This window comes from Caulobacter sp. GW821-FHT11E10 (genome assembly GCF_058808375.1).
In genome coordinates, this window is the sequence record NZ_JBXARP010000009.1 from 237,645 (window position 1) to 257,388 (window position 19,744).

At 65.6% G+C, this 19,744-nt stretch carries 19 protein-coding genes; 4 read left to right on the forward strand and 15 right to left on the reverse strand.

From position 1 onward, the window contains the following. Positions 1-2: 2 nt before the first annotated feature. From lpxD to rpsB, 11 genes are all read right to left on the reverse strand, one after another. Positions 3-1,022, reverse strand: a complete 1,020-nt coding sequence (lpxD, locus tag AC1RRV_RS19785) for a UDP-3-O-(3-hydroxymyristoyl)glucosamine N-acyltransferase (RefSeq protein ID WP_492861355.1) — start codon at positions 1,020-1,022, stop codon at positions 3-5. 53 nt (positions 1,023-1,075) lie between these two features. Further along, positions 1,076-1,711, reverse strand: a complete 636-nt coding sequence (locus AC1RRV_RS19790) for an OmpH family outer membrane protein (RefSeq protein ID WP_492861356.1) — start codon at positions 1,709-1,711, stop codon at positions 1,076-1,078. A 2-nt stretch (positions 1,712-1,713) separates the two neighbouring features. Then, entirely contained in the window at positions 1,714-4,077 is a 2,364-nt protein-coding gene (gene bamA, locus AC1RRV_RS19795; protein WP_492861357.1) for an outer membrane protein assembly factor BamA, read from the reverse strand. A gap of 17 nt (positions 4,078-4,094) precedes the next feature. Beyond that, positions 4,095-5,291, reverse strand: a complete 1,197-nt coding sequence (locus AC1RRV_RS19800; RefSeq protein WP_492861359.1) for a M50 family metallopeptidase — start codon at positions 5,289-5,291, stop codon at positions 4,095-4,097. A gap of 21 nt (positions 5,292-5,312) precedes the next feature. Beyond that, a complete protein-coding gene (gene dxr / locus AC1RRV_RS19805; RefSeq protein WP_492861360.1) occupies positions 5,313-6,512 on the reverse strand; it encodes a 1-deoxy-D-xylulose-5-phosphate reductoisomerase in 1,200 nt (399 codons plus the stop codon). After that, the gene (locus tag AC1RRV_RS19810) at positions 6,500-7,345 is read right to left on the reverse strand and encodes a phosphatidate cytidylyltransferase (RefSeq protein WP_492861361.1); all 846 of its coding nucleotides are present in this window, start codon (positions 7,343-7,345) and stop codon (positions 6,500-6,502) included. Before AC1RRV_RS19810 ends, dxr begins: the two co-directional genes overlap by 13 nt. Then, the gene (gene uppS / locus AC1RRV_RS19815) at positions 7,305-8,084 is read right to left on the reverse strand and encodes a polyprenyl diphosphate synthase (protein WP_492861362.1); all 780 of its coding nucleotides are present in this window, start codon (positions 8,082-8,084) and stop codon (positions 7,305-7,307) included. Before uppS ends, AC1RRV_RS19810 begins: the two co-directional genes overlap by 41 nt. Before the next feature lie 48 nt (positions 8,085-8,132). Continuing rightward, positions 8,133-8,699 (reverse strand): ribosome recycling factor, encoded by a 567-nt coding sequence (frr, locus tag AC1RRV_RS19820; RefSeq protein ID WP_492861363.1) that lies wholly within the window; start codon positions 8,697-8,699, stop codon positions 8,133-8,135. Positions 8,700-8,726: 27 nt separating this feature from the next. Then, on the reverse strand, positions 8,727-9,467 hold the full coding sequence (gene pyrH / locus AC1RRV_RS19825) for a UMP kinase (RefSeq protein WP_492861364.1): 741 nt from the start codon (positions 9,465-9,467) through the stop codon (positions 8,727-8,729). A gap of 178 nt (positions 9,468-9,645) precedes the next feature. After that, entirely contained in the window at positions 9,646-10,584 is a 939-nt protein-coding gene (gene tsf, locus AC1RRV_RS19830) for a translation elongation factor Ts (protein WP_492861366.1), read from the reverse strand. 149 nt (positions 10,585-10,733) lie between these two features. Continuing rightward, positions 10,734-11,609, reverse strand: coding sequence for a 30S ribosomal protein S2 (gene rpsB, locus AC1RRV_RS19835; protein WP_492861367.1), 876 nt, complete (start codon positions 11,607-11,609; stop codon positions 10,734-10,736). A 357-nt stretch (positions 11,610-11,966) separates the two neighbouring features. Between rpsB and AC1RRV_RS19840 the strand changes: the two genes are divergently transcribed. Further along, entirely contained in the window at positions 11,967-12,617 is a 651-nt protein-coding gene (locus tag AC1RRV_RS19840) for a haloacid dehalogenase-like hydrolase (protein ID WP_492861368.1), read from the forward strand. A 69-nt stretch (positions 12,618-12,686) separates the two neighbouring features. On the opposite strand, the gene AC1RRV_RS19845 is transcribed toward AC1RRV_RS19840, so the two are convergent. Next, positions 12,687-13,364 (reverse strand): hypothetical protein, encoded by a 678-nt coding sequence (locus AC1RRV_RS19845; RefSeq protein ID WP_492861370.1) that lies wholly within the window; start codon positions 13,362-13,364, stop codon positions 12,687-12,689. 171 nt (positions 13,365-13,535) lie between these two features. On the opposite strand from AC1RRV_RS19845, the gene AC1RRV_RS19850 reads away from it, so the two are divergent. Further along, entirely contained in the window at positions 13,536-13,850 is a 315-nt protein-coding gene (locus tag AC1RRV_RS19850) for a hypothetical protein (protein ID WP_492861371.1), read from the forward strand. Between the two features lie 100 nt (positions 13,851-13,950). Continuing rightward, positions 13,951-14,418, forward strand: coding sequence for an SMI1/KNR4 family protein (locus tag AC1RRV_RS19855; RefSeq protein WP_492861372.1), 468 nt, complete (start codon positions 13,951-13,953; stop codon positions 14,416-14,418). 59 nt (positions 14,419-14,477) lie between these two features. Here the strand turns inward: AC1RRV_RS19855 and AC1RRV_RS19860 are convergent, their stop codons facing one another. The 3 genes from AC1RRV_RS19860 to sidA all read right to left on the reverse strand — a co-directional run bounded on the left by AC1RRV_RS19860 (position 14,478) and on the right by sidA (position 18,580). After that, entirely contained in the window at positions 14,478-14,828 is a 351-nt protein-coding gene (locus AC1RRV_RS19860; protein ID WP_492861373.1) for a GFA family protein, read from the reverse strand. 193 nt (positions 14,829-15,021) lie between these two features. Further along, complete coding sequence (dnaE, locus tag AC1RRV_RS19865) at positions 15,022-18,453, reverse strand: DNA polymerase III subunit alpha (RefSeq protein ID WP_492861374.1); 3,432 nt, start codon at positions 18,451-18,453, stop codon at positions 15,022-15,024. A gap of 37 nt (positions 18,454-18,490) precedes the next feature. Beyond that, complete coding sequence (gene sidA, locus AC1RRV_RS19870; protein WP_156136740.1) at positions 18,491-18,580, reverse strand: cell division inhibitor SidA; 90 nt, start codon at positions 18,578-18,580, stop codon at positions 18,491-18,493. Positions 18,581-18,782: 202 nt separating this feature from the next. On the opposite strand from sidA, the gene AC1RRV_RS19875 reads away from it, so the two are divergent. Beyond that, positions 18,783-19,742, forward strand: coding sequence for a nucleoside hydrolase (locus AC1RRV_RS19875; protein WP_492861434.1), 960 nt, complete (start codon positions 18,783-18,785; stop codon positions 19,740-19,742). Positions 19,743-19,744 lie beyond the last annotated feature (2 nt).

Consider the following 19,744-nt stretch of genomic DNA (forward strand, 5'->3'; position numbering starts at 1 on the left):
ACTCAGCCCCTCGTCCCTCGGCCGCCCGCCATGCGGGACAGCCATGCGGTCTCCCGGAGCCACCGCTTGAGCGGTCGCGCCGGAAAGCCCGTCCAAGTTTCACCTTCCGGCACGTCCTTGAACACCGAGGCGGCCGCCCCGATGCTCGCGCCCGAGCCGATGTTCAAGTGGTCGGCGACGCCGGCCTTACCGCCGAACGCCACGCCATCGCCGACGATCGTGCTGCCCGACAGACCGGTGTAGGCCGCCAGCACGCAATTGCGTCCCACACGGACGTTGTGCGCGACATGCACCAGGTTGTCGATCTTGGTGTTCTCACCGACGGTGGTGTCAGCGAAGGCGCCGCGGTCGACGCAGCTATTGGCGCCGATCGTGACATTGTCCTGGATCACCACCCGGCCCAGCTGCGGCAGGTCGACCATGCCGCCCTGGCCGATGGCCGCGCCGAACCCCGCCTCGCCCAGCACCGCGCCGGCCGAGATCGAGACCCGGTCGCCAAGCAAGGCGAAGCCGACTACCGCATTGGGGCCGATCACGCAGTCACGGCCGATCAGGACGCCCGGACCGATCACGGCGCCAGGGCCGACTCGCGTCCCGCGCCCGATGCGCGCGCCCTGGCCGATGGTCACATTGGGCGCCAGCAGAACGCCCTCTTCGAGCTCCGCTTCCGGATGGATCGCGGCCGCCGACGGCTCATGCCGACGCGGCGCATGGAGGCGCGTCACGGCGCCCGCCCAGGCGGCCTGCGGATGCCTCGTCACCAGGGCGACACAAGTGGAAGGCAGGAATTCCCGATGCTCGGCGCGCACGAAACAGGCGCCGGCCCGGGTGGCCGCGGCGATGTCCTTACGCTTGGCGTCAGAGAAGAAGGTGATCGCCCCCGCATCGGCCGCATCGAGCGGCGCGGCGTGGTCGATCATGCGGTCGCCCAGGGCGGCGTCCGCCAATTCGGCGGCGCCAGCCCGGGCCAACTCGGAAAGCGCTGCCGGACCCAGGCTGTCAAAGAAACGCGGGTCCGGCATGGCTCCTCACGGCAAAATCATTCCCCTAGGTAAACCCAAAGGAGACGATTCGCTTACTTATTGGTCGGTTGCAGCGGCGCGGCGCCCGGGACCTGTTGGTCCAGACGTTCGCGATCGAAGGTCAGGGTCTTGATGCGCGCGTCGAGGGCGGTGACCACGGCGTCGGTGATATCCATCGACGGGTTGGCCAGCATCACCGATTCACGATCCACCAGCATGCTGCACTTTTGAGTCTGGTAGACCTGCTTGATCGGCATATCGAGCTCTTGATAGACGCGCGCCAGCGCCTTCTGCTCGGTCGCTTCGACTTCCTTCTGGCGCAGCTGACCCTTGCGCTGCCAGGCGTTGGCCTTGGCCTGCAGGGTGGCGGCCTGTTGCTCCAGGGCGTCCTGAGCCATGGTCGCGCGCTTGGCGTCGAGCGCCTTGGCTTCGGTGTCCAGCGCGTTGCGCTCGCCGGTCAGTTCGGCGTTCACCTGCTGGATGATGGTCTTCAGGCGCGTATCGACGGCCTTACCCACTTGCGAGCTGCCGACAGCGCGCGGGCTCGAGAAGATGCAGACGCCCGGCAGAGCGGGGCCGTGCGAGACGGCCGGAGCCGCCGGCGCGGCAGGAGCCGTCTGGGCCGATGCGCTGGTCGCGATGGCAAGAGCGACGACGCTGGTGGCGGCCGCGGACAGGAACTTGGACATGTTTATTGGAACCTTGTGGAGGTGGAGAACCGGAACGTTTCGGTTCGGTCGTAGCTTTCCTTGGCCAAAATACGGCTGATATCGAATCGGATGGGACCCATGGGGGACTTCCAGTCGATCGAGATACCGGCCGTGGCACGCAGGCCGAGGTTATCCTTGATGTTCGGATCGAAGACGCCAGGAGACTTCTGGCGATCCACATCATCCAGCAGACCGGCCGTACCCACGTCGCTGAACAGGGCGGCCTTGATGCCGTACTGCTCGGGCAGGAACGTCGGAATGGTCAGCTCGAAGGTGCTGATGGCGTAGAGCTTGGCGCCCATCGAGTTGTAGGTGCTCGAAACGTCGCGCGGACCGATGCCGGCGATCTCGAAGCCGCGGAACGAGGTGCCGCCGCGATAGAAGCGGTCGTTGATGCGGACGTTGTCGCCGCCCCAGCCCTCGATATAGCCGAACGAGCCGGTGGCGCTGAACACCATGTCCTTGGTGATGCCGTAGTACCAACCGGCGTCGGCCTCGGTCTTCAGGTACTTCACGTCGCCGCCGATGCCGGCCATGTCCTGGTTCAGGTCGGCGAACCAGCCGCGCGTCGGGTTGATCGGATCGTTCCGCTTGTCGATGCGCAGGCCGTAGCCGATCAGCGAGGTGATGTAGGCGCCGCGCTGCAGGCAGAGGATCTGCGAAACCGAACCGCTGGTGCAGAGGTTGTCGGCCACGTCCACCTCGTCCTGACGAACGGTGTAGCGCAGGCTCATCGACGAATCGTTGGTCAGCGGGAAGCCGAACCGGATATCGCCGCCGACTGACTTGGTGTCGTAGGCCGCGTAGTCCGACAGGTCGTAGCGGAAGGTGTACAGGTTGAGACCCGCCACCAGGTTGCGACCCAGGAAGCGCGGCTCGCTGAAGCCGAAATCGATCTGCTGGCGCAGCGAACCGACCGAGACGCGCGCGCGCATGTTCTGGCCGCGACCGCGGAAGTTCCGCTCGGTGATGCCGACGTCCAGCACCAGCTTGTCGACCGAGCTGTAGCCGGCGCTGAACGACAGTTCGCCCGTCGGCTGCTCTTCGACCTTGACCCGCAGGCTGGTGCGGTCGGGGGCCGAACCCGGCGTGTCCTCGATCTCGACTTCCTTGAAGAAGCCCAGGCGACGGATGTTGTTCTTCGAGCGATCGACCAGGACGCGGTTGTAGGCGTCGCCTTCGGCCACTTCGAGTTCGCGGCGCAGGACGTAGTCCAGCGTGCGGGTGTTGCCGACGATGTCGATGCGATCGACATAGACGCGCGGGCCTTCACGAACCTGGAAGACCACGTCGACCGTCTTGGTCTCGCGGTTGGGCACGTAGCGCGGGCGCACGTCCACGAAGGCGAAGCCCGCCGCGCCCGCCGCGAAGGTCAGGGCGTCGGTGGCTTGTTCGATGCGCTCGTCTTCGTACAGCTGACCGGTGCGGATCGGCAGGATCTGGGCCAGCAGATTGCCGTCCAGCTTCTTCAGTTCCGTTTCGACCGTAACCTTGCCGAACTTGTACTTCGGGCCCTCGTCCAGGGTGTAGGTGACGGCGAAGCCGTTCTTGTCAGGCGCCAGTTCGGCCACGGACGACACGACGCGGAAGTCGAAATAGCCGCGGTTGCGGTAGTGCTTGCGCAGCTGCTCGCGGTCGTACTCGATCCGGTCGGGATCGTAGTTGTCGTTGCTGGTCAGGATCTTGTACCAGCGGCTTTCCTTGGTCACGACCACGTCACGCAGGTCGTTGTCCGAGTACTCGCTGTTGCCGAGGAAGTTGATCCCCAGCACGCCGCTCTTGGGGCCTTCGCTGATTTCGAACACCAAGTCGACGCGCTTCTGCGGCAGCTCGACCACCTTCGGCGTCACGGTCGCCGAGATGCGGCCCGAACGGCGATAGAGTTCGATGATGCGCTGGACGTCGGCCTGCACCTTGGCGCGGGTGAAGATGCCGCGCGGCCGGATCTGCACCTCGTCCTTCAGCTTGTCTTCCTTCAGGGACGAATTCCCCTCGAAGACCACCTGGTTGATGATCGGGTTCTCGACGACCTTCACGACGAGGTCGCCGCCCTGCATCTCGACCTTCACGTCGGCGAAGAGGTCGGTGCGGGCCAGGGTCTTCAGCGCCAGGTCGAGGCGCTGGGAGTCGACCGTGTCGCCCGGCTGGATCGGCAGGTAGGACAGGATCGTGCCCTGCTCGATACGCTCGTTGCCCTGCACGACGATACGCTGCACCACGCCCGTCTGGGCGCTCTGCGCGAAGGCCTGATGCGGAGCCACCATGGCCGTCGAGCCAAGGAGGAGCGCCATACCAGTGGCGAACGCGGCGCTGCGGGCGCGAAGTTTGTTCATGGGACCAATCATGGACGAAGAGCGGGCGTTCACGTGAACAGGCCGCCGATGAATTTGAACACGTCGTAGCGGTTGAGGTCGTTCCATGCCGCGAACAGCATGAAACCCAGGATCAAGGCAAGCCCCGCGCGGAAGCCGGCCGCCTGGAAGTCCGCTCTTAGAGGCCGCTTGGCCACGGCTTCATAAGCGTACATCAGCAGATGCCCGCCATCGAGAACCGGGATTGGCAGCAGATTCATGAAGCCGATGCTGACCGAGAGGCTGGCGATCAGCAGCATGGAGGAGACGAAGACCCGCAGCACCATGGTGGCGACGTCCGGCGCGCCCTCGGCGCTGGCCTTGGTCACCGCGCCGGCTGTGTGGCCGATCCCGATCAGGCCGCTGATCTGGTCGGCGGGCAGCTGGCCGGTGACGAGACGGCCCAGATAGAAGCCGATCGTCTTGATCATGCCCCACACCTCGACCGTGGCGTCGGGAATGGCGCTGAGGACCGTCGAGCGCTCCAAGTGCCGCTGGCCGGTGTTGCCGATGCCCAGGCGGCTGATCTTCGTGCGGCCGGAGAAGCGGTCCGTCACCTCGACGAGGCGCGGGGTCGCGGCCAGATGCACCTCTCGGCCGGCGCGCTGGACGGTGAAGTCGACCGTCATGTTGGCGCGCAGCCCAATGTAGTTCTGCAAGGTCTGGAAGCTCTCGATCTTGCGGTTGTCGGCCTGCAGGATCTTGTCGCCGATCTTGAAGCCCGCAGCCTCGGCCGCGCTGCCGGGCTCGATGCTGGTCACGACGGGGGTCGATCGTGGCGATCCGATCATCACCAGGAACACGGCCATGATCAGGATGGCGAGGACGAAATTCGAGATCGGACCAGCCGCCGCGATGATCGCCCGCTGCCAGACCGGCTTGAAATGGAAGTACCGCGACAGCGCCTCTTCGCCCTCGCGCCGGGTGATCGAGGCGCGCATGGCCTCCAGACCGTCCTGGTCGGGTACGCTGGCGGCATTCTCGTCGCCCGAGAAACGCACATAGCCGCCCAGCGGGATCGAGGCGATGCGCCACTCCACGCCGTGCTTGTCGCGCCAGGACATCAGCGGCGGACCAAAGCCCAGCGAGAAGCAGTCGATGGCGACGCCGCAGGCGCGGGCGGCCCAATAGTGGCCCAGCTCGTGGATGGTCACCACGACGGACAGCACGAAGACCGTGGAAAGGATGATGATCAGTATGTCGGTCATGTAAGTGGCCGGTCCCCCGGATCAGCGCCCGCGATGCTTTTGCGCGACAACCTCGGCCGCAATGCGGCGAGCGCTGACGTCGATCAACATCGCGTTTTCGACGGCGTCACTTTCCGCAATGGAGAGATTGCCAAGACTGTTCATACGCTCGAGGGTTCCCGCCACCGCGGCGGCAATATCGAGAAACCCGATCCTACGGTCAAGGAAAGCGGCCACGGCGATTTCGTTGGCCGCATTCATCGCCGTCGGCGCGCCGCCCGCAAGGCGCAGCGCTTCGCGCGCGATGCCGATCGAGGGGAAGCGTTCAAGGTCCGGCGATTCGAAGGTCAGCTGGCCGTAGGCCGCCAAATCCAGACGCGGCGCGGGCCACGGCAGGCGGTCCGGCCAGGCGAAGGCGCAGGCGATGGGGCTGCGCATATCGGGCGCGCCCAACTGGGCCAGGGTCGAGCCGTCGACATACTCCACCAGGCTATGGATCACGGATTGGGGGTGGATCACGACGTCGACGCGGTCTTCCGGGGTTCCGAACAGGTAAGAGGCCTCGATCATCTCGAGCCCCTTGTTCATCATCGTCGCGGAATCGACCGAAATCTTGGCGCCCATCGACCAGTTCGGGTGTGCGACCGCCTGTTCGGGGGTGGCCGTCTCCATGGCGGCCCGGGTCCAGGTGCGGAACGGGCCGCCCGAGGCCGTCAGGATCAGGCGCGCCACGCGGTGGGCGCAGGCGGGCTGCAGCACCTGGAAGATCGCCGAGTGCTCGGAATCGACCGGAATCACCGATCCGCCCGCCGCCTTGGCGATGGCCAGCAGCGCCGGACCGGCGCAGACGAGACTTTCCTTGTTGGCCAGGGCGATCACGGCGCCCGTGCGAGCGGCCGCCACGGTGGGCGCAAGGCCGGCGGCCCCCACGATCGCCGACATCACCCAGTCCGCGCCCATGGCGGCGGCCTCGCTGACCGCGGCCTCGCCGGCCGCCGCCCGCACGCCCGTACCGGCCAGGCCATCCTTGAGGACCTGAAGCTTGCTCTCGTCCTGAATGACCGCGACCAGAGGTTTCCAGCGCCGCGCCTGTTCGATTAGGCGCTCAACATTGCGACCGGCCGTCAGGGCCAGGATCTCAACGGGCGTTCCAGACTCTTCGAACAGGCTCAGGGTCGAAAGGCCGATCGATCCCGTCGAGCCCAGCACCACTACTTTACGGGGTAAGGTCAATGGCCCCATTTCCAGTGATCGACCAGGCGCACGGCGGCGATCACGATGGCCGCGAACATCAGGCCGTCGACGCGGTCCAGCAGGCCGCCATGTCCCGGAATCAGGTCGCCGCTGTCTTTCACGCCGAAGCGGCGCTTGAGCATCGATTCCCAGAGGTCGCCGGCCATGGTGGCCAGCCCCCCGAGGAATCCGACTAGGGCGGCCGCCGGCCAGACCAGACGCAGGTCGGCCAGGTTGGCGACGACGATGGCGCCCACGGTGGCCGCCACCAGGCCGCCGATGAAGCCCGACCAGGTCTTGTTGGGTGAGATCTGGGGCCACAGTTTCGGCCCCTTGAAGATGCTGCCGGCCACATAGGCGAAGATGTCGGCGAACCATGTGACCACGAACAGCATCAGGGTCCACCACAGGCCGTCCGAGATCGAGCGGACCCAGACCAGGGCGATGACGGCCGGCGCGATATAGACAACGCCATAGGCCGCGTCGGCCCGGCGCTCGACCGCCCCGCGCGCGATCAGGCCGGCCAGGAAGGCTCCGACGAGAACGACGGACCAGGCGATGAAGAAGTGGTGCAGGAACCCGGCCACGACCGCGATGGCGCAGAAGACGCCGACCACGGTCCCGACCGCCCGAGGGGCCTTGGGCGCACTGATCTTGCCCCACTCGCGAGCCAGCAGAGCCACGCAAACCAGGGCGAGCGCCAGAATCCAGTAGCCGCCCAGCCAGACGGCGGCCACGACCGTGGGCACGAGCACGGTGGCCGAGACCACGCGCATTCGAAGATTGCCCCAGTTGAAGCGCTTAGCCGGCGACGGCGACGTCATCGGCCGCGATCCCTCCATAACGTCGATCCCGTCGGCGGTACTCGGCGATCGCCGCCGCCAGGGCCTCGGGGCCGTAGTCAGGCCAGAGCACGTCCTGGAAGACGAGCTCGGCATAGGCGCATTCCCAGAGCAGGAAGTTCGAGATGCGGCGCTCGCCGCTGGTGCGCACGATCAGATCCGGCGCCGGCGCGGAGGCCGTCGAGAGGAAGCGTTCGAAGGTTTCCTCGGTGAGGTCGGACGCCTTGGCCTCGCCACGCTCGACCTTCTCGGCGAAGGCCCGCGCCGCGTCGGCGATGTCGGCCTGGCCGCCATAGTTGAAGGCCACCTGGAGGACGAATTCGGTGTTCTGCGCCGTCCGCGCCTCGGCGCGCTCGATCACTTCGGCGATGTCCGCCGAGAGGCCGACGCGGCGACCGATGATGCGAACACGCACCCCGGCCTTGGCGAGGCGCTCGAGGTCCGATTCGACATAGGCCTTGAGCAGGCTCATCAGCTCGGAGACTTCGTGGGCCGGTCGGCGCCAGTTCTCGGTCGAGAAGCCAAAGACCGTCAGCACGCCGACGTTCTGGCTCTGAGCGCCTTCCACGGTACGCTTCAGGGCGTTGACGCCGGCGCGATGGCCCAGGACGCGCGGCATCCCCCGCTGCTTCGCCCAGCGGCCGTTACCATCCATGATAATGGCCACGTGCAGACGATGGTCGGTCACGTCACCCCCGACGCGTCCCGAAACATCCTGCAGCCCGGTGGTCGGCGGCATTCGCTTCAACCTTCCCTCGTTCCCCCTCTAAACACGCAGGGAGGACGATTAGACCTGCATGATCTCTTGTTCTTTGGTTTTCAAGGCCTCGTCGACCCGCTTGATGGCCTCGTCGGTCATCTTCTGGACCTCGGTCTCCATCTTCTTGCGCTCGTCCTCGGCGATCGCGCCGTCCTTCTCGGCCTTCTTCAGGTCGTCGTTCGCGTCGCGGCGAACGTTGCGGACGGCGATCTTCTGCTGCTCGGCGTACTTGCCGGCCAGCTTGGAGAGTTCCTTGCGGCGCTCCTCGGTCGGCGGCGGAAGCGGAATACGCAGGTTCTGGCCTTCGACGACCGGGTTCAGGCCCAGGCTCGAGGCCCGAATGGCCTTCTCGACCGCGACGACAACGCCGCGGTCCCAGACGCTGACATTGATCTGGCGCGGCTCGGGCACGCTGACCGAAGCCACCGCGTTCAGCGGCGTGGTCGAGCCATAAGCGTCGACCATGATCTGGTCCAGCAGGCTGGCCGACGCGCGGCCGGTGCGCAGGCTGCTGAATTCTTCCTTCAGGGCAACGATGGCCTTGTCCATGCGATCGCGGTAGCGCGACAGGACAGGTTTTTCGGCGGCGGCCATGACGGGCTCTCCTCGCTAGATGTCTTTTTAGGCGGCGCGGTCGTCGGCGACCACGGTGTGGGTCCCCTCGCCTCGCAGGACGGTCAACAGGTTGCCGCGTCCCTTGATCGAGAAGACCACGATCGGAATGTTGCTGTCGCGCATGAGCGCCACGGCCGAGGCGTCCATGACGCGCAGGTCCTTGGCCAGGACGTCCATGTAGGTAAGGCGGTCGTAGCGCTCCGCCGCCGGATCCTTCTTGGGGTCGGCCGTGTAGACGCCGTCGACGCTGGTGCCCTTGAACAGGGCGTCACACTGCATCTCGGCCGCGCGCAGGGCCGCGGCGGTGTCGGTGGTGAAGAACGGGTTGCCGGTGCCGGCGGCGAAGATCACGACGCGGCCCTTTTCCAGGTGACGCTGGGCGCGGCGGCGGATGTAGGGCTCGCAAACCGTGGCCATCGGAATGGCCGACTGTACGCGGGTCTCGACGCCGATGCGCTCGAGCGCGTCCTGCATCGCCAGGGCGTTCATGACGGTCGCCAGCATGCCCATGTAGTCGGCGCTGGAGCGCTCCATCCCCTTGGCCGCGCCGGCCATGCCGCGGAAGATGTTGCCGCCGCCGATCACCAGGCACAGCTCGACGCCCGACTTGACGATCTCGGCCACGTCCTCGGCCACGGATTGGACGGTGTTGGTGTCGATGCCGTAGGGCGTGTCGCCCATCAGGACCTCGCCCGACACTTTCAGCAGGATGCGGCGGTATTTCTGGGGTGCGCTGGTATCGGACATGGGACCGCTATTCCTGAGTCGTCGGCACGCACTTTACGTGCGTTCTACAGAAGTGAGACGTGTTTTGCCAACCGGGCTGAAATCGCCGCGCGGCGGGCGCAAAAAGGGCGCGGCGCGCGCTCGATGCGCGCCGCGCCCTGATTGTCTGACCAAGGCCCGAAGGCCTCGGTGATCAGCCTTAGGCTTGGCCGGCCATGGCGGCGACTTCGGCGGCGAAATCGCCAACCGGAGCCTTTTCGACGCCTTCGCCCAGGGCGAGGCGCACGAAGCCCTTCACGGTCAGGGTCGAACCCAGTTCCTTGCCGGTCTCGGCGACCAGCTGCTCGACGGTCTGGTCCGGGTTCATGACGAAGGCCTGCTTCAGCAGCACGACTTCTTCCAGGAACTTGCGGATGCGGCCATCGACCATCTTCTCGACAACGGCCGGGGGCTTGCCCGATTCCAGCGCCTGCTCGGTGAAGATGGCGCGTTCCTTTTCGATCGCGGCCTGGTCCAGATCGTCCGGCGACAGCGACAGCGGCGAGGTCGCGGCGACGTGCATGGCGATCTTGCGGCCCAGTTCGACGATCTTGGCTTGATCGCCGGCGCCTTCGATGGCCACCAGCACGCCGATGCGGCCCAGTTCGGGAGCCGTGGCGTTGTGGATGTAGGTCGCGATGGCGCCTTGGGCGACGCTGAAGCGCGCCGAGCGACGCAGGACCATGTTCTCGCCGATGGTGGCGATCAGGTTGGTCAGCACGTCCGAGACGACTTCGCCGTCGGCGGTCTTGCCGGCGTTGATGGCGTCGACGCCATCAGCGTCCAGGCCGACGGCCGCGATCTTGCGGACGGCGCTCTGGAACAGCTCGTTGCGGCCCAGGAAGTCGGTTTCGGCGTTCACTTCGACGGCGGCGGCGGTCATGCCGGCGCCATCGTTGCGAACGGCGACGCCCACGAGGCCTTCGGCGGCGACGCGGTCAGCCTTCTTGGCGGCCTTGGACAGGCCCTTGGCGCGCAGCCAGTCGATGGACGCATCGATGTCGCCTGCGTTCTCTTGCAGCGCCTTCTTGCAGTCCATCATGCCGACGCCGGACTTTTCGCGCAGTTCCTTGACCAGCGCAGCCGTGATCTCAGCCATGGAAAATCTCCATATTCAAATGGTTAGCGACCGGACTTGTCGTCTGCCCTAGTCACAAAGAGTAGCGACCGGGCTATTAGCCCGGTCGCATGTCAGGGTCGCGACGGCCTCCGCGTCCCAGCCGAGCCGGGACCGAGGCGCGCGGGAAATCAGCCTTCGGCCGATTCCGGAGCAGCTTCGGCAGCGGCTTCCGGGGCAGCTTCCGGAGCGGCTTCAACAGCAGCTTCCGGGGCGGCTTCGACAACCGGAGCGGCTTCCGGTTCCGGAGCCAGAGCGCGGGCCAGGGCCGGCTCGCTCGGGTTCACGGCGGCGCCCAGGTCGACGCCCGAACCGGCCTGACCGGCGGCCAGACCATCCAGAACCGCGTCGGCGATCAGGTCGCAGTACAGTTGCAGAGCGCGGGCGGCGTCGTCGTTACCCGGGATCGGATAGGTGATGCCGTCCGGATCGCAGTTGGTGTCGAGGATGGCGACGACCGGGATGTTCAGCTTGCGGGCTTCCAGGATCGCGATCGCTTCCTTGTTAGTGTCGATCACGAACATGATGTCGGGGATACCGCCCATGTCCTTGATGCCGCCCAGCGACAGTTCCAGCTTGTCGCGCTCGCGGGTCAGCTGCAGCAGTTCCTTCTTGGAACGGCCGGCGCCTTCGCCGCTCAGAACGCCTTCCAGCTCGCGCAGACGAGCGATCGAGCCCGAGACGGTGCGCCAGTTGGTCAGGGTGCCGCCGAGCCAGCGGTGGTTCACGTAGTATTGGGCGCAGCGCTTGGCGGCCGTGGCGACCGGGTCGCTGGCCTGGCGCTTGGTGCCGACGAACAGCACGCGGCCGCCGGCGGCGGCGACTTCACGGACCTTCACCAGGGCCTGGTGCAGCAGCGGGATCGACTGCGACAGGTCGATGATGTGGATGTTCGAGCGCGAGCCGAAGATGTAGCGGTCCATCTTCGGGTTCCAGCGGTGCGTCTGGTGACCGAAGTGGGCGCCGGCTTCCAGGAGCTGACGCATGGAGAATTCGGGAAGAGCCATCGGGCCTTAATCCTTTTTCCGGTTGAACCTCCGCGGACACCCCCGTTCCAGACCATTCTGGAGCGGGACCGGAACGGCGACGCCGGGATGTCTCCCCGGTCGCTACCGAACGTCCACGTGTGGAATGGGCGGGCAAATAGGCGCTTGGCGGCAAAAAAGCAAGCCCCGACCGTCTTGGGACGGATATGCGCACGCGCCGACCGCCCCCTGGGCTGGGAACGGCGCGAATCCGCCTCGCCGACGTCGAAACCCCGCCATGTTTCCACAGGAGACTCGGCGGGGCTTCGCCATACCGACACAGAAGCGTGGGCCAATGCCCAGGCCTTCGCTCCGGAGGCAGGCCGGAGGATCAGGGCCATGCTCGCTGTGTTCGATCTGGACGGAACCCTGCTGGACGGCGATTCCACCGCGCTGTGGCTCTGGGATCGGGTGCGAAGATCTCCGCTCCGCGCGCTGGCCGCCATGCTGGTCGCGCCGATCGCCGGCCCGATGGTCGCCCTGCCCCGCACGCGCCGCGCCGGCGCCTCCATCCTGCTGTGGATCGCCACGGTCGGCCTGTGCGAGCGCGGCTTGCGCGAGTCCTGCGCCCTCTTCGGGAAACGCTTTCGCGACGGCCCCAGCGCGCTGACCTGGCGCGCTGGCGGCATGGCGACGCTGGACGAACATCTGATGGCCGGAGATCGGGTCGTGGTGGTGACCGCCGCGCCGACCCTCCTCGCCCAGGCTCTGATTGGACCGCTGGACCGGCCGATCGAGGTGCTGGGCACATCGCTGAAACGCCTCGGAGGCGGTTGGGTGGCCGACGTCCACTGCCGCAACCAGCGCAAGTGCCAGGCCCTGGCCGAGGCCGGTCACGGCGCGCGCTGGACCTATGCCTATACCGACAGCCTCGACGACCTGCCCCTGCTGCGTGGCGCCGAACGGCCGGTGATCGTCAAGGGCGGCCGGGCGGCCGAGCGACGGCTATTCCGGGCGGGGCTGGCCAATGCGCGCGCGGCGGCGTGGTGAGGCGAGGGACAGGACCGGTCGAAGCCGATACCGCCCCCGACGCTGACGTCTACTTTCGATCCTTGTCGGCTATTCGGAAGGTCCGGTGTCGAGCACGGTCAGATATCGCCAGCCGAATCTACCGTCCTTCATCTCCAGCAATACCAACGAGCCGACCTTGCGGTCACCGGCGGGGAGTGCCGACACCAGCATCTTCTGGCCTGCACGGCTGGAGGCGACAGTCATCTTGGTCCCCCCGCGCGCGTAGTATGTCTTCACTACTGTCCCGCTCATCATAACAGGGGGTGTGGGATCGAACGTAATGTTGGCGTAGATGACAGTTCCCCACGCCCAGGCCACACAAAGGGCGAGCGTCCCAAGCATGCGGAATGCGGCCTTGGCTTCGAAATCCGCTTTGACGAGGGCGACAAATAGAATGGTCGCTAGGGGCAGCGCCGCTAGGAACGGTTGAAGCGGCTCTATAGTCTTTTGCCGAAGAGCTCCCTGGAGTGCGAGCACAAGCACTGGTGCCCACAGCCCTCCAATGTCCACCGTCGAGCCTGGATTCGAGATGCTCGACGAAAATCGCTGATCGAACCACGCTATCGAAACAGCCACCCAAGGAGCGGCGATACACGCCGCACCCGTGAAAGGATTCGGCCAAACGAACTGCCATATGGCTAAGCCAAGCGCGGCCGCATTCACTGCGAGGCCGACGCGGCTTGCACTAGGGTCGGGTCCAATTCTACGAGCATAGATATCGGTCATCCCGATAACCTAGGATTGCAGGATTAAGTGTTTGTAGCCGATTGCTTCAAAGCAGCCAGCGCAGCTCATGAGCGTCACGGTCCAGACGCCATTCCAGTCGGACGCCATGTCAGTGAAAGCCCGCCACCCAATGCGGAATCTGGCTCGTGTTCAGCTAGGCTAGAAAAATGATTGATCTCTTCATCTTCCAGGATCGCCTCCCCCGACGCGGGGGATGTGCATATCTGCGTGATCGACCAAGCTGCTGCTATGGACCTGATCTCACTGGCCGAAATCGATCACTGCTTCTTTGGCTACATTTTGTACGGCGATGAAATCGGCAAGCGATATGTCGGCGTGTGGGGCAAGCGGACAGCGGCTAAATTCCGCAAAACGCTCCAAGAGCGCGGCGCGAATTTTAGAGTGCATGCCAGCCATCCACTGGCCCGGCTCATACGGTTCGCGACGCAAGGCTCTGCGCGGGCGGAGGCACTAGCCGGCAGCTAGCTGCGGCAATGTCCGCTCACCACCCATAGGCGACCTTGGCATGGTCGGTTAGCCTGAGGCCACGCTTCGGCATTCATGCTGGCAATGCTTTTAGGATCGCATGCACGAGCTCGCCGAATTTTCGATCAAATGGTCGCATCCTGACTACCCGCCGGAGCCTGTACTCGTGGGCGATCTGGCGAGAGCGGAGGAACAACTCGGCGGACGCCTCCCTGCTGTCTATCGCGAAGCGGTGATCGCCGTTGGTCTGCCGCGACCCACCATCGCGCTTCTTCATAGCATCTGCGAAGAGGAGGCCGATCTCGCGGACGTGTCAGACTTCCTCACGGCAGATGAGATGATCTCATCCACTGAAGCTTGGCGAGAGATGGGACTGCCGCACGGCAAGATCGCCTTTGCTTCGGACTGCATGGGCAACTTGTTCGCCTTCGACGGCAACACGCTGGACCAGAGTTCCGAAGTTTGGCTTTTCGATCACGAGACGGCTGAGACAGCTCTGGTAGCGGAGACCTTCCAAACCTGGATCAAGCAATACCTGGACCTGAGATTTGTCTCGCCGGATGAATAAGCAACGCCTCTAAGTCCGCTAACCACCCAAATCAGACCCTTGCCGCCCCAAACGCCCCCTCAGAGCGACCGGCCGTCCACCTGTTGCGGCTGGAGCGAGGAGACGTCGATGTCGTCCAGGCAGCGAACATTGATCGCCACCATCGCCTGACCGTTCGGAGCCACGCCACGTCCGAACGACTGGATGCCGCAGGTCGAGCAGAAGAAGTGCGAGATCTTGTGGGTGTTGAACTGGTACTCGGTCAGCGCGTCCTCGCCGCTCTCCAGATCGAACGCGTCCGCGCTCGTGAAGCCCAGAATCGAACCCAGCTTGCCGCAGCGCGAGCAGTTGCAGGTGATCAGGCTGTCGAGCGAGACATCGACTGCGAAGCGGACCCGCCCGCACTGGCAACCGCCTTGGTGATTGGCCATCGTCCATCTCCGTCATTGAAAAATCTTGAGGGCAATCGCAGCGCCGAACGCCTCGCCGTCGCTCGATCCTCATCCGTCCTAGGCGCCCGGCCAGCCCGACCGCCACCACGCTGTCTCCGCCACTCCAACCCGGTTCGAACGCAGCGGCTCCTTCGGGCGTCCACGCGACGCAACTGTGTGTAGGAATATATTCCTACACATCCTCCAGCAACGCCACACCCGGCGCGGTTTTCAATGCGCCGCGCAGAGCCGCATCGAGCGTGTAACGCCCCGGCAGACGCAGCTCGATCTCGCGACCGCCGGCGATGGCGGCGACGAAGGTCACCTCCCCGCCCTTCTGGGCCTGGGCCGGTTCGAGACGGCGCTTCAGTGCATCGATCTCGGCGGCGCTCGGCGACAGATGCACCCGAAGTCCGGCCACCACGTTCTCGATGGCCTTCTCGATCGGTTCAGCGTCATCGCCGAAGAAGCGCACCTCCCCGTCGCGGGCCTTGGCGCGAACCTTGATGGCCACGGCCTTGCCGGGCTCAAGGACGTCTCGACACTTGCGAAGGCTCTCCGGCGGGAACAGCACTTCGTACTCGCCCGTCGGATCAGACAGCGAGACGAAGGCGAACTTCTCCCCGCTCTGCGAGGCGCGTTCCTGGCGACGGCGGACCACGCCACACATACGGAACGCCTCCATACCGGCCTCGGCCTGGACCATGGCCTCGGCCAGCATGACCGTCCGGCGCCGCCGCAGCATGCCGACCATGTCCTCCAGCGGGTGGCCGGTCAGGTAGAAGCCGACGGCCGAGAGCTCTTCGTCCAGCAGGTCGACCTGGTTCCAGTTCTCGGTCTTGGCCAGGCGCGGGCGACCAGCGCCAGGATCGGAGCCGAACAGACCGCCCTGTCCCCCTTGGCGGTCGGCGTGACAGCTCTGGGCATGGGCGATCAACACGTCGGCCGAGGCGACGATCTGGGCGCGGTTCTTGTGCATCTGGTCGAAGGCCCCGGCCCGGGCCAGGTTCTCGATGGCGCGCTTGTTGACCTGCTTGGGGTCGATCCGCTCGACGAAGTCGAAGAGGTCGCGGAACGGACCGCCCTCCTCGCGGATCGCCACCAAGTGCTTCATGGCCTCCAGGCCGACATTGCGGATGGCCCCCAGCGCGTAGAGCACCTCGCCGTTCTCGACCTCGAAGTCGGCGCCCGAGGCATTGACGTCCGGCGCCCGCACCGTGACCCCGAACCGGCGGGCGTCCTGATGGAAGACCGCCAGCTTGTCGGTGTTCGACAAGTCCAGGCTCATCGAGGCCGCAAAGAACTCGACCGGCGTATTGGCCTTCAGCCAGGCGGTTTGATACGAAATGAAGGCGTAGGCGGCCGCGTGCGACTTGTTGAAGCCGTAGCCCGCGAACTTGGCCACCAGCTCGAAGATCGAGCCCGACTGCTCCTCGGGGACGCCCTTCTCCTTGGCGCCGGAGACAAAACGGATCTTCTGGAGATCCATCTCCTCCTTCTTCTTCTTGCCCATGGCGCGGCGCAGAAGGTCGGCTTCGCCCAGGCTGTAGCCCGCCAGGATCTGGGCGATCTGCATCACCTGTTCCTGGTAGACGATGACGCCGTAGGTCTCCTTCAGCACCGTCTCCAGCGACGGGTGCAGGGTGTCGACGGGTTTGCGGCCGAACTTGCAGTCGACGAAGGTGTCGATGTTGTCCATCGGCCCCGGTCGATACAGCGAGATCAGCGCCGTGATCTCCTCGATCGAGCCGCAGCGCATCTTGCGCAGGGTGTCGCGCATGCCCTGGCTTTCGAGCTGGAACACCCCGACCGTCTGGCCCGAGGCGAGCAGCTCGTAGCTCTTGGTGTCGTCGAACGACAGGCGGCCGAGGTCGACCTCCATACCGCGCTTCTTCAGGTGCTTCACCGCCCGGTCCAGCACCGTCAGGGTCTTCAGGCCCAGGAAGTCGAACTTGACCAGGCCGGCGCTCTCGACCCACTTCATGTTGAACTGAGTGGCCGGCAGGTCGGAACGCGGATCCTTGTAGAGCGGGGTCAGCTGGACCAGCGGCCGGTCGCCGATCACCACGCCGGCGGCGTGGGTCGAGGCGTTGCGGAACAGGCCTTCCAATTGCAGGGCCACATCCAGGCAAGCCGAGACGTTGGCGTCTTCCTTCTTGGCCTGCTTGAGACGCGGTTCCAGGTCGATGGCCTGGGCCAGGGTCACCGGCGCGGCCGGGTTGTTCGGCACCATCTTGCAGAGCCGGTCCACCAGGCCCAACGGCAGCTGCATCACGCGGCCAACGTCGCGCAGCACGGCGCGGGCCTGCAAGCTGCCGAAGGTGATGATCTGGGCCACGCGGTCGCGGCCATACTTCTCCTGCACGTAGGAGATCACCTCTTCGCGTCGCTCCTGGCAGAAGTCGACGTCGAAGTCGGGCATCGAGACCCGTTCGGGATTGAGGAAACGCTCGAACAGCAGGCCGAAGCGCAGCGGATCGAGGTCGGTGATCGTCAGCACCCAGGCGACCAGCGAACCGGCGCCCGACCCGCGGCCCGGACCGACCGGAATGCCGTGCGCCTTACCCCATTTGATGAAGTCCGACACGATCAGGAAGTAGCCCGGGAAGCCCATCTTCTTGATGATGTCGAGCTCGAAGGCCAGCCGGTCCCAGTACTGGTCCTCGGGCGCGGCCAGCTCCAGGCCCTGCAAGCGCATCTTCAGGCCCTCCTGGGCCTGGTGCGTCAGTTCCTCGGCCTCGTTGCGGCCGTCGCCCGTCGGGAAGCTGGGCAAGATCGGATCGCGCTTGTGCACCATGAAGGCGCAGCGACGGGCGATATCGAGGGTGTTGTCACAGGCCTCGGGCAGGTCCGAGAACAGCTTGCGCATATCGGCCGGCGACTTGAACCAGTGCTCGGGCGTGACCCGCCGGCGCTCGTCCTGGCCCACGAACGAGCCATCGGCGATGCACAGCAGCGCATCGTGGGCGTCGTAGAAGCTTTCCTTGACGAAATAGACGTCGTTGGTCGCGACCAGCGGCACGTCATTCTCGTAGGCCCAGTTGACCAGGCCAGGCTCGGCCGCCGCCTGCTTGGGCAGGCCATGACGCTGCAGCTCGACATAGAAGCGGTCGCCGAACACCCGCTGCATCTCGGCGAGGGCCGCCGAAGCCTCCGTCGACTTGCCGGCGGCGAACAGGGCGTCGACCGGGCCGTCCGTACCGCCGGACAGGAGGATCAGACCTTCGCTGAACTCCACCACCTTGGCCCAGGGCACGATCGGCTCCGGGAGTTCGGCGCTGTCGAGATAGGCGATCGACGAGAGTTCGGAGAGATTGAGATAGCCCCGCTCGTTCTGGGCCAGCAGCATGATCGTCGGGGCCCGCGCCCAACGCTCCGTCGGGCCGCCGCCGATACCCGTGATGGGAATGGCGCAGCCGATAATCGGCTGCACCCCCGCATCCTTGGCGTAGGACGAGTATTCCAGAGCCCCGAACAGGTTGGCGCGGTCGGCGATACCGGCGGCCGGCATGCCCACCGACGCGGCCAGCTTGCCAATCTGGTCGGCCTTGATGGCCCCTTCGAGCAACGAATAGGCCGAGCGGACCCGCAGGTGGACAAAGCCCTGTCCTTCCCCGTCCGCCATGACCGATCCTCCGCTAGACGACAGCCGTCTACACGACTCAGGCCACCAACTGGGCGACCGTACACATCATCCAGACGAAGCTGGCGACCGACACAAGGGCCAAAGACTCACGCGCGATACGGATCATCGGAACCTCCACAGATTTCTTGTTTTGTTCCATATTCTGGTTTTGTTCTGTTCACAAGATGTTCCGCGACGATCCACCGCATTTTCTTCCCCCGAGTCATTCGACAGGCCGCCCGTCCCTTCCTGACTTGGCCTCACACTTTCGCTTGCGGCGCGCTGGATGCGCTATGGCCAAGTCGTCCAGATCAGGCCAGATCTCCGCTATGCGCCTGATCATCGACACCGACACCGCCGGCGACGACGTCTTCTCGCTGATGCTGGCCCTGACCCGCCCTGGCGTGACGGTGGAAGCCATCACCATCGCCCACGGCAATGTCGGCTTCGTCCAGCACGCCGAGAACGCCCTGGTCACGCTGGAGCGGTGCGGCAGGGCCGGCGAGGTTCCCGTCTATCTCGGCGCCCAGACGCCGTTCACGCGCGCGCCGCTCGACGCGGCCTATGTGTTCGGCCACGACGGCATGAGCGACAGCGGCTTCGCCAAGGCCGCCCAGCGCCCGGCCGACGGCCACGCGGTCGACGAACTGGTGGCCCGGATCATGGCCGCGCCCGGCGAGATCACCCTGATCGCCCAGGCGCCGCTGACCAATATCGCCCTCGCCTATCTGCGCGAGCCGAGGATCGCCAAGGCGCTCAAGCGGCTCTGGGTCATGGGCGGCACGGACAATGGGGTCGGCAATGTCACGCCGGCGGCCGAGTACAATTTCTATGTCGACCCGGAGGCGGCCAAGATCGTCGTCAACGCCGGCTTCAACCTGTCGATCGTGACCTGGACCCTCACGCTCGAGGATGGTCTCTGGAGCACGGCCCAGTTGGCCGAGCTCGACGCGCTTGGGACGGAAAAAGCCCGGTTCTTCACTGATGTGAACCGCGCTTCCCTCGCCTTTGCTCGCGAAACGGAGGGGCTGGACGGCAGCCTGCACCCCGACGCCCTCACCTGCGCCATCGCCCTCGACGACAGCCTGATCCTCGAGGCCGAGGACTGCGTCGTCGACGTCGAGACCCTGGGTGAGCTGACACGCGGCTATCTCAGCGTCTCGCACGCGATCCTACCGGACATTGAGTTGGCCGACCCGGCCCTGAAGCGTCGGCCGCCCAACGCCCGCGTGATCAAGAAGATCGACCAGGCCGGCTTCTTCGCCGCGATGAAACGGGCTCTGCTTTAACC

What these genes read in the sequence shown, in the direction of transcription:
- dnaE (WP_492861374.1), bottom strand. Translation starts at nt 18,453, where the DNA reads ATGGCGGACGGGGAAGGACAGGGCTTTGTCCACCTGCGGGTCCGCTCG.
- AC1RRV_RS19840 (WP_492861368.1), top strand. Translation starts at nt 11,967, where the DNA reads ATGCTCGCTGTGTTCGATCTGGACGGAACCCTGCTGGACGGCGATTCC.
- AC1RRV_RS19790 (WP_492861356.1), bottom strand. Translation starts at nt 1,711, where the DNA reads ATGTCCAAGTTCCTGTCCGCGGCCGCCACCAGCGTCGTCGCTCTTGCC.
- pyrH (WP_492861364.1), bottom strand. Translation starts at nt 9,467, where the DNA reads ATGTCCGATACCAGCGCACCCCAGAAATACCGCCGCATCCTGCTGAAA.
- AC1RRV_RS19855 (WP_492861372.1), top strand. Translation starts at nt 13,951, where the DNA reads ATGCACGAGCTCGCCGAATTTTCGATCAAATGGTCGCATCCTGACTAC.
- lpxD (WP_492861355.1), bottom strand. Translation starts at nt 1,022, where the DNA reads ATGCCGGACCCGCGTTTCTTTGACAGCCTGGGTCCGGCAGCGCTTTCC.
- sidA (WP_156136740.1), bottom strand. Translation starts at nt 18,580, where the DNA reads ATGATCCGTATCGCGCGTGAGTCTTTGGCCCTTGTGTCGGTCGCCAGC.
- tsf (WP_492861366.1), bottom strand. Translation starts at nt 10,584, where the DNA reads ATGGCTGAGATCACGGCTGCGCTGGTCAAGGAACTGCGCGAAAAGTCC.
- dxr (WP_492861360.1), bottom strand. Translation starts at nt 6,512, where the DNA reads ATGGGGCCATTGACCTTACCCCGTAAAGTAGTGGTGCTGGGCTCGACG.
- bamA (WP_492861357.1), bottom strand. Translation starts at nt 4,077, where the DNA reads ATGATTGGTCCCATGAACAAACTTCGCGCCCGCAGCGCCGCGTTCGCC.
- AC1RRV_RS19800 (WP_492861359.1), bottom strand. Translation starts at nt 5,291, where the DNA reads ATGACCGACATACTGATCATCATCCTTTCCACGGTCTTCGTGCTGTCC.
- rpsB (WP_492861367.1), bottom strand. Translation starts at nt 11,609, where the DNA reads ATGGCTCTTCCCGAATTCTCCATGCGTCAGCTCCTGGAAGCCGGCGCC.
- AC1RRV_RS19875 (WP_492861434.1), top strand. Translation starts at nt 18,783, where the DNA reads ATGCGCCTGATCATCGACACCGACACCGCCGGCGACGACGTCTTCTCG.
- AC1RRV_RS19860 (WP_492861373.1), bottom strand. Translation starts at nt 14,828, where the DNA reads ATGGCCAATCACCAAGGCGGTTGCCAGTGCGGGCGGGTCCGCTTCGCA.
- AC1RRV_RS19810 (WP_492861361.1), bottom strand. Translation starts at nt 7,345, where the DNA reads ATGGAGGGATCGCGGCCGATGACGTCGCCGTCGCCGGCTAAGCGCTTC.
- frr (WP_492861363.1), bottom strand. Translation starts at nt 8,699, where the DNA reads ATGGCCGCCGCCGAAAAACCTGTCCTGTCGCGCTACCGCGATCGCATG.
- uppS (WP_492861362.1), bottom strand. Translation starts at nt 8,084, where the DNA reads ATGCCGCCGACCACCGGGCTGCAGGATGTTTCGGGACGCGTCGGGGGT.
- AC1RRV_RS19845 (WP_492861370.1), bottom strand. Translation starts at nt 13,364, where the DNA reads ATGACCGATATCTATGCTCGTAGAATTGGACCCGACCCTAGTGCAAGC.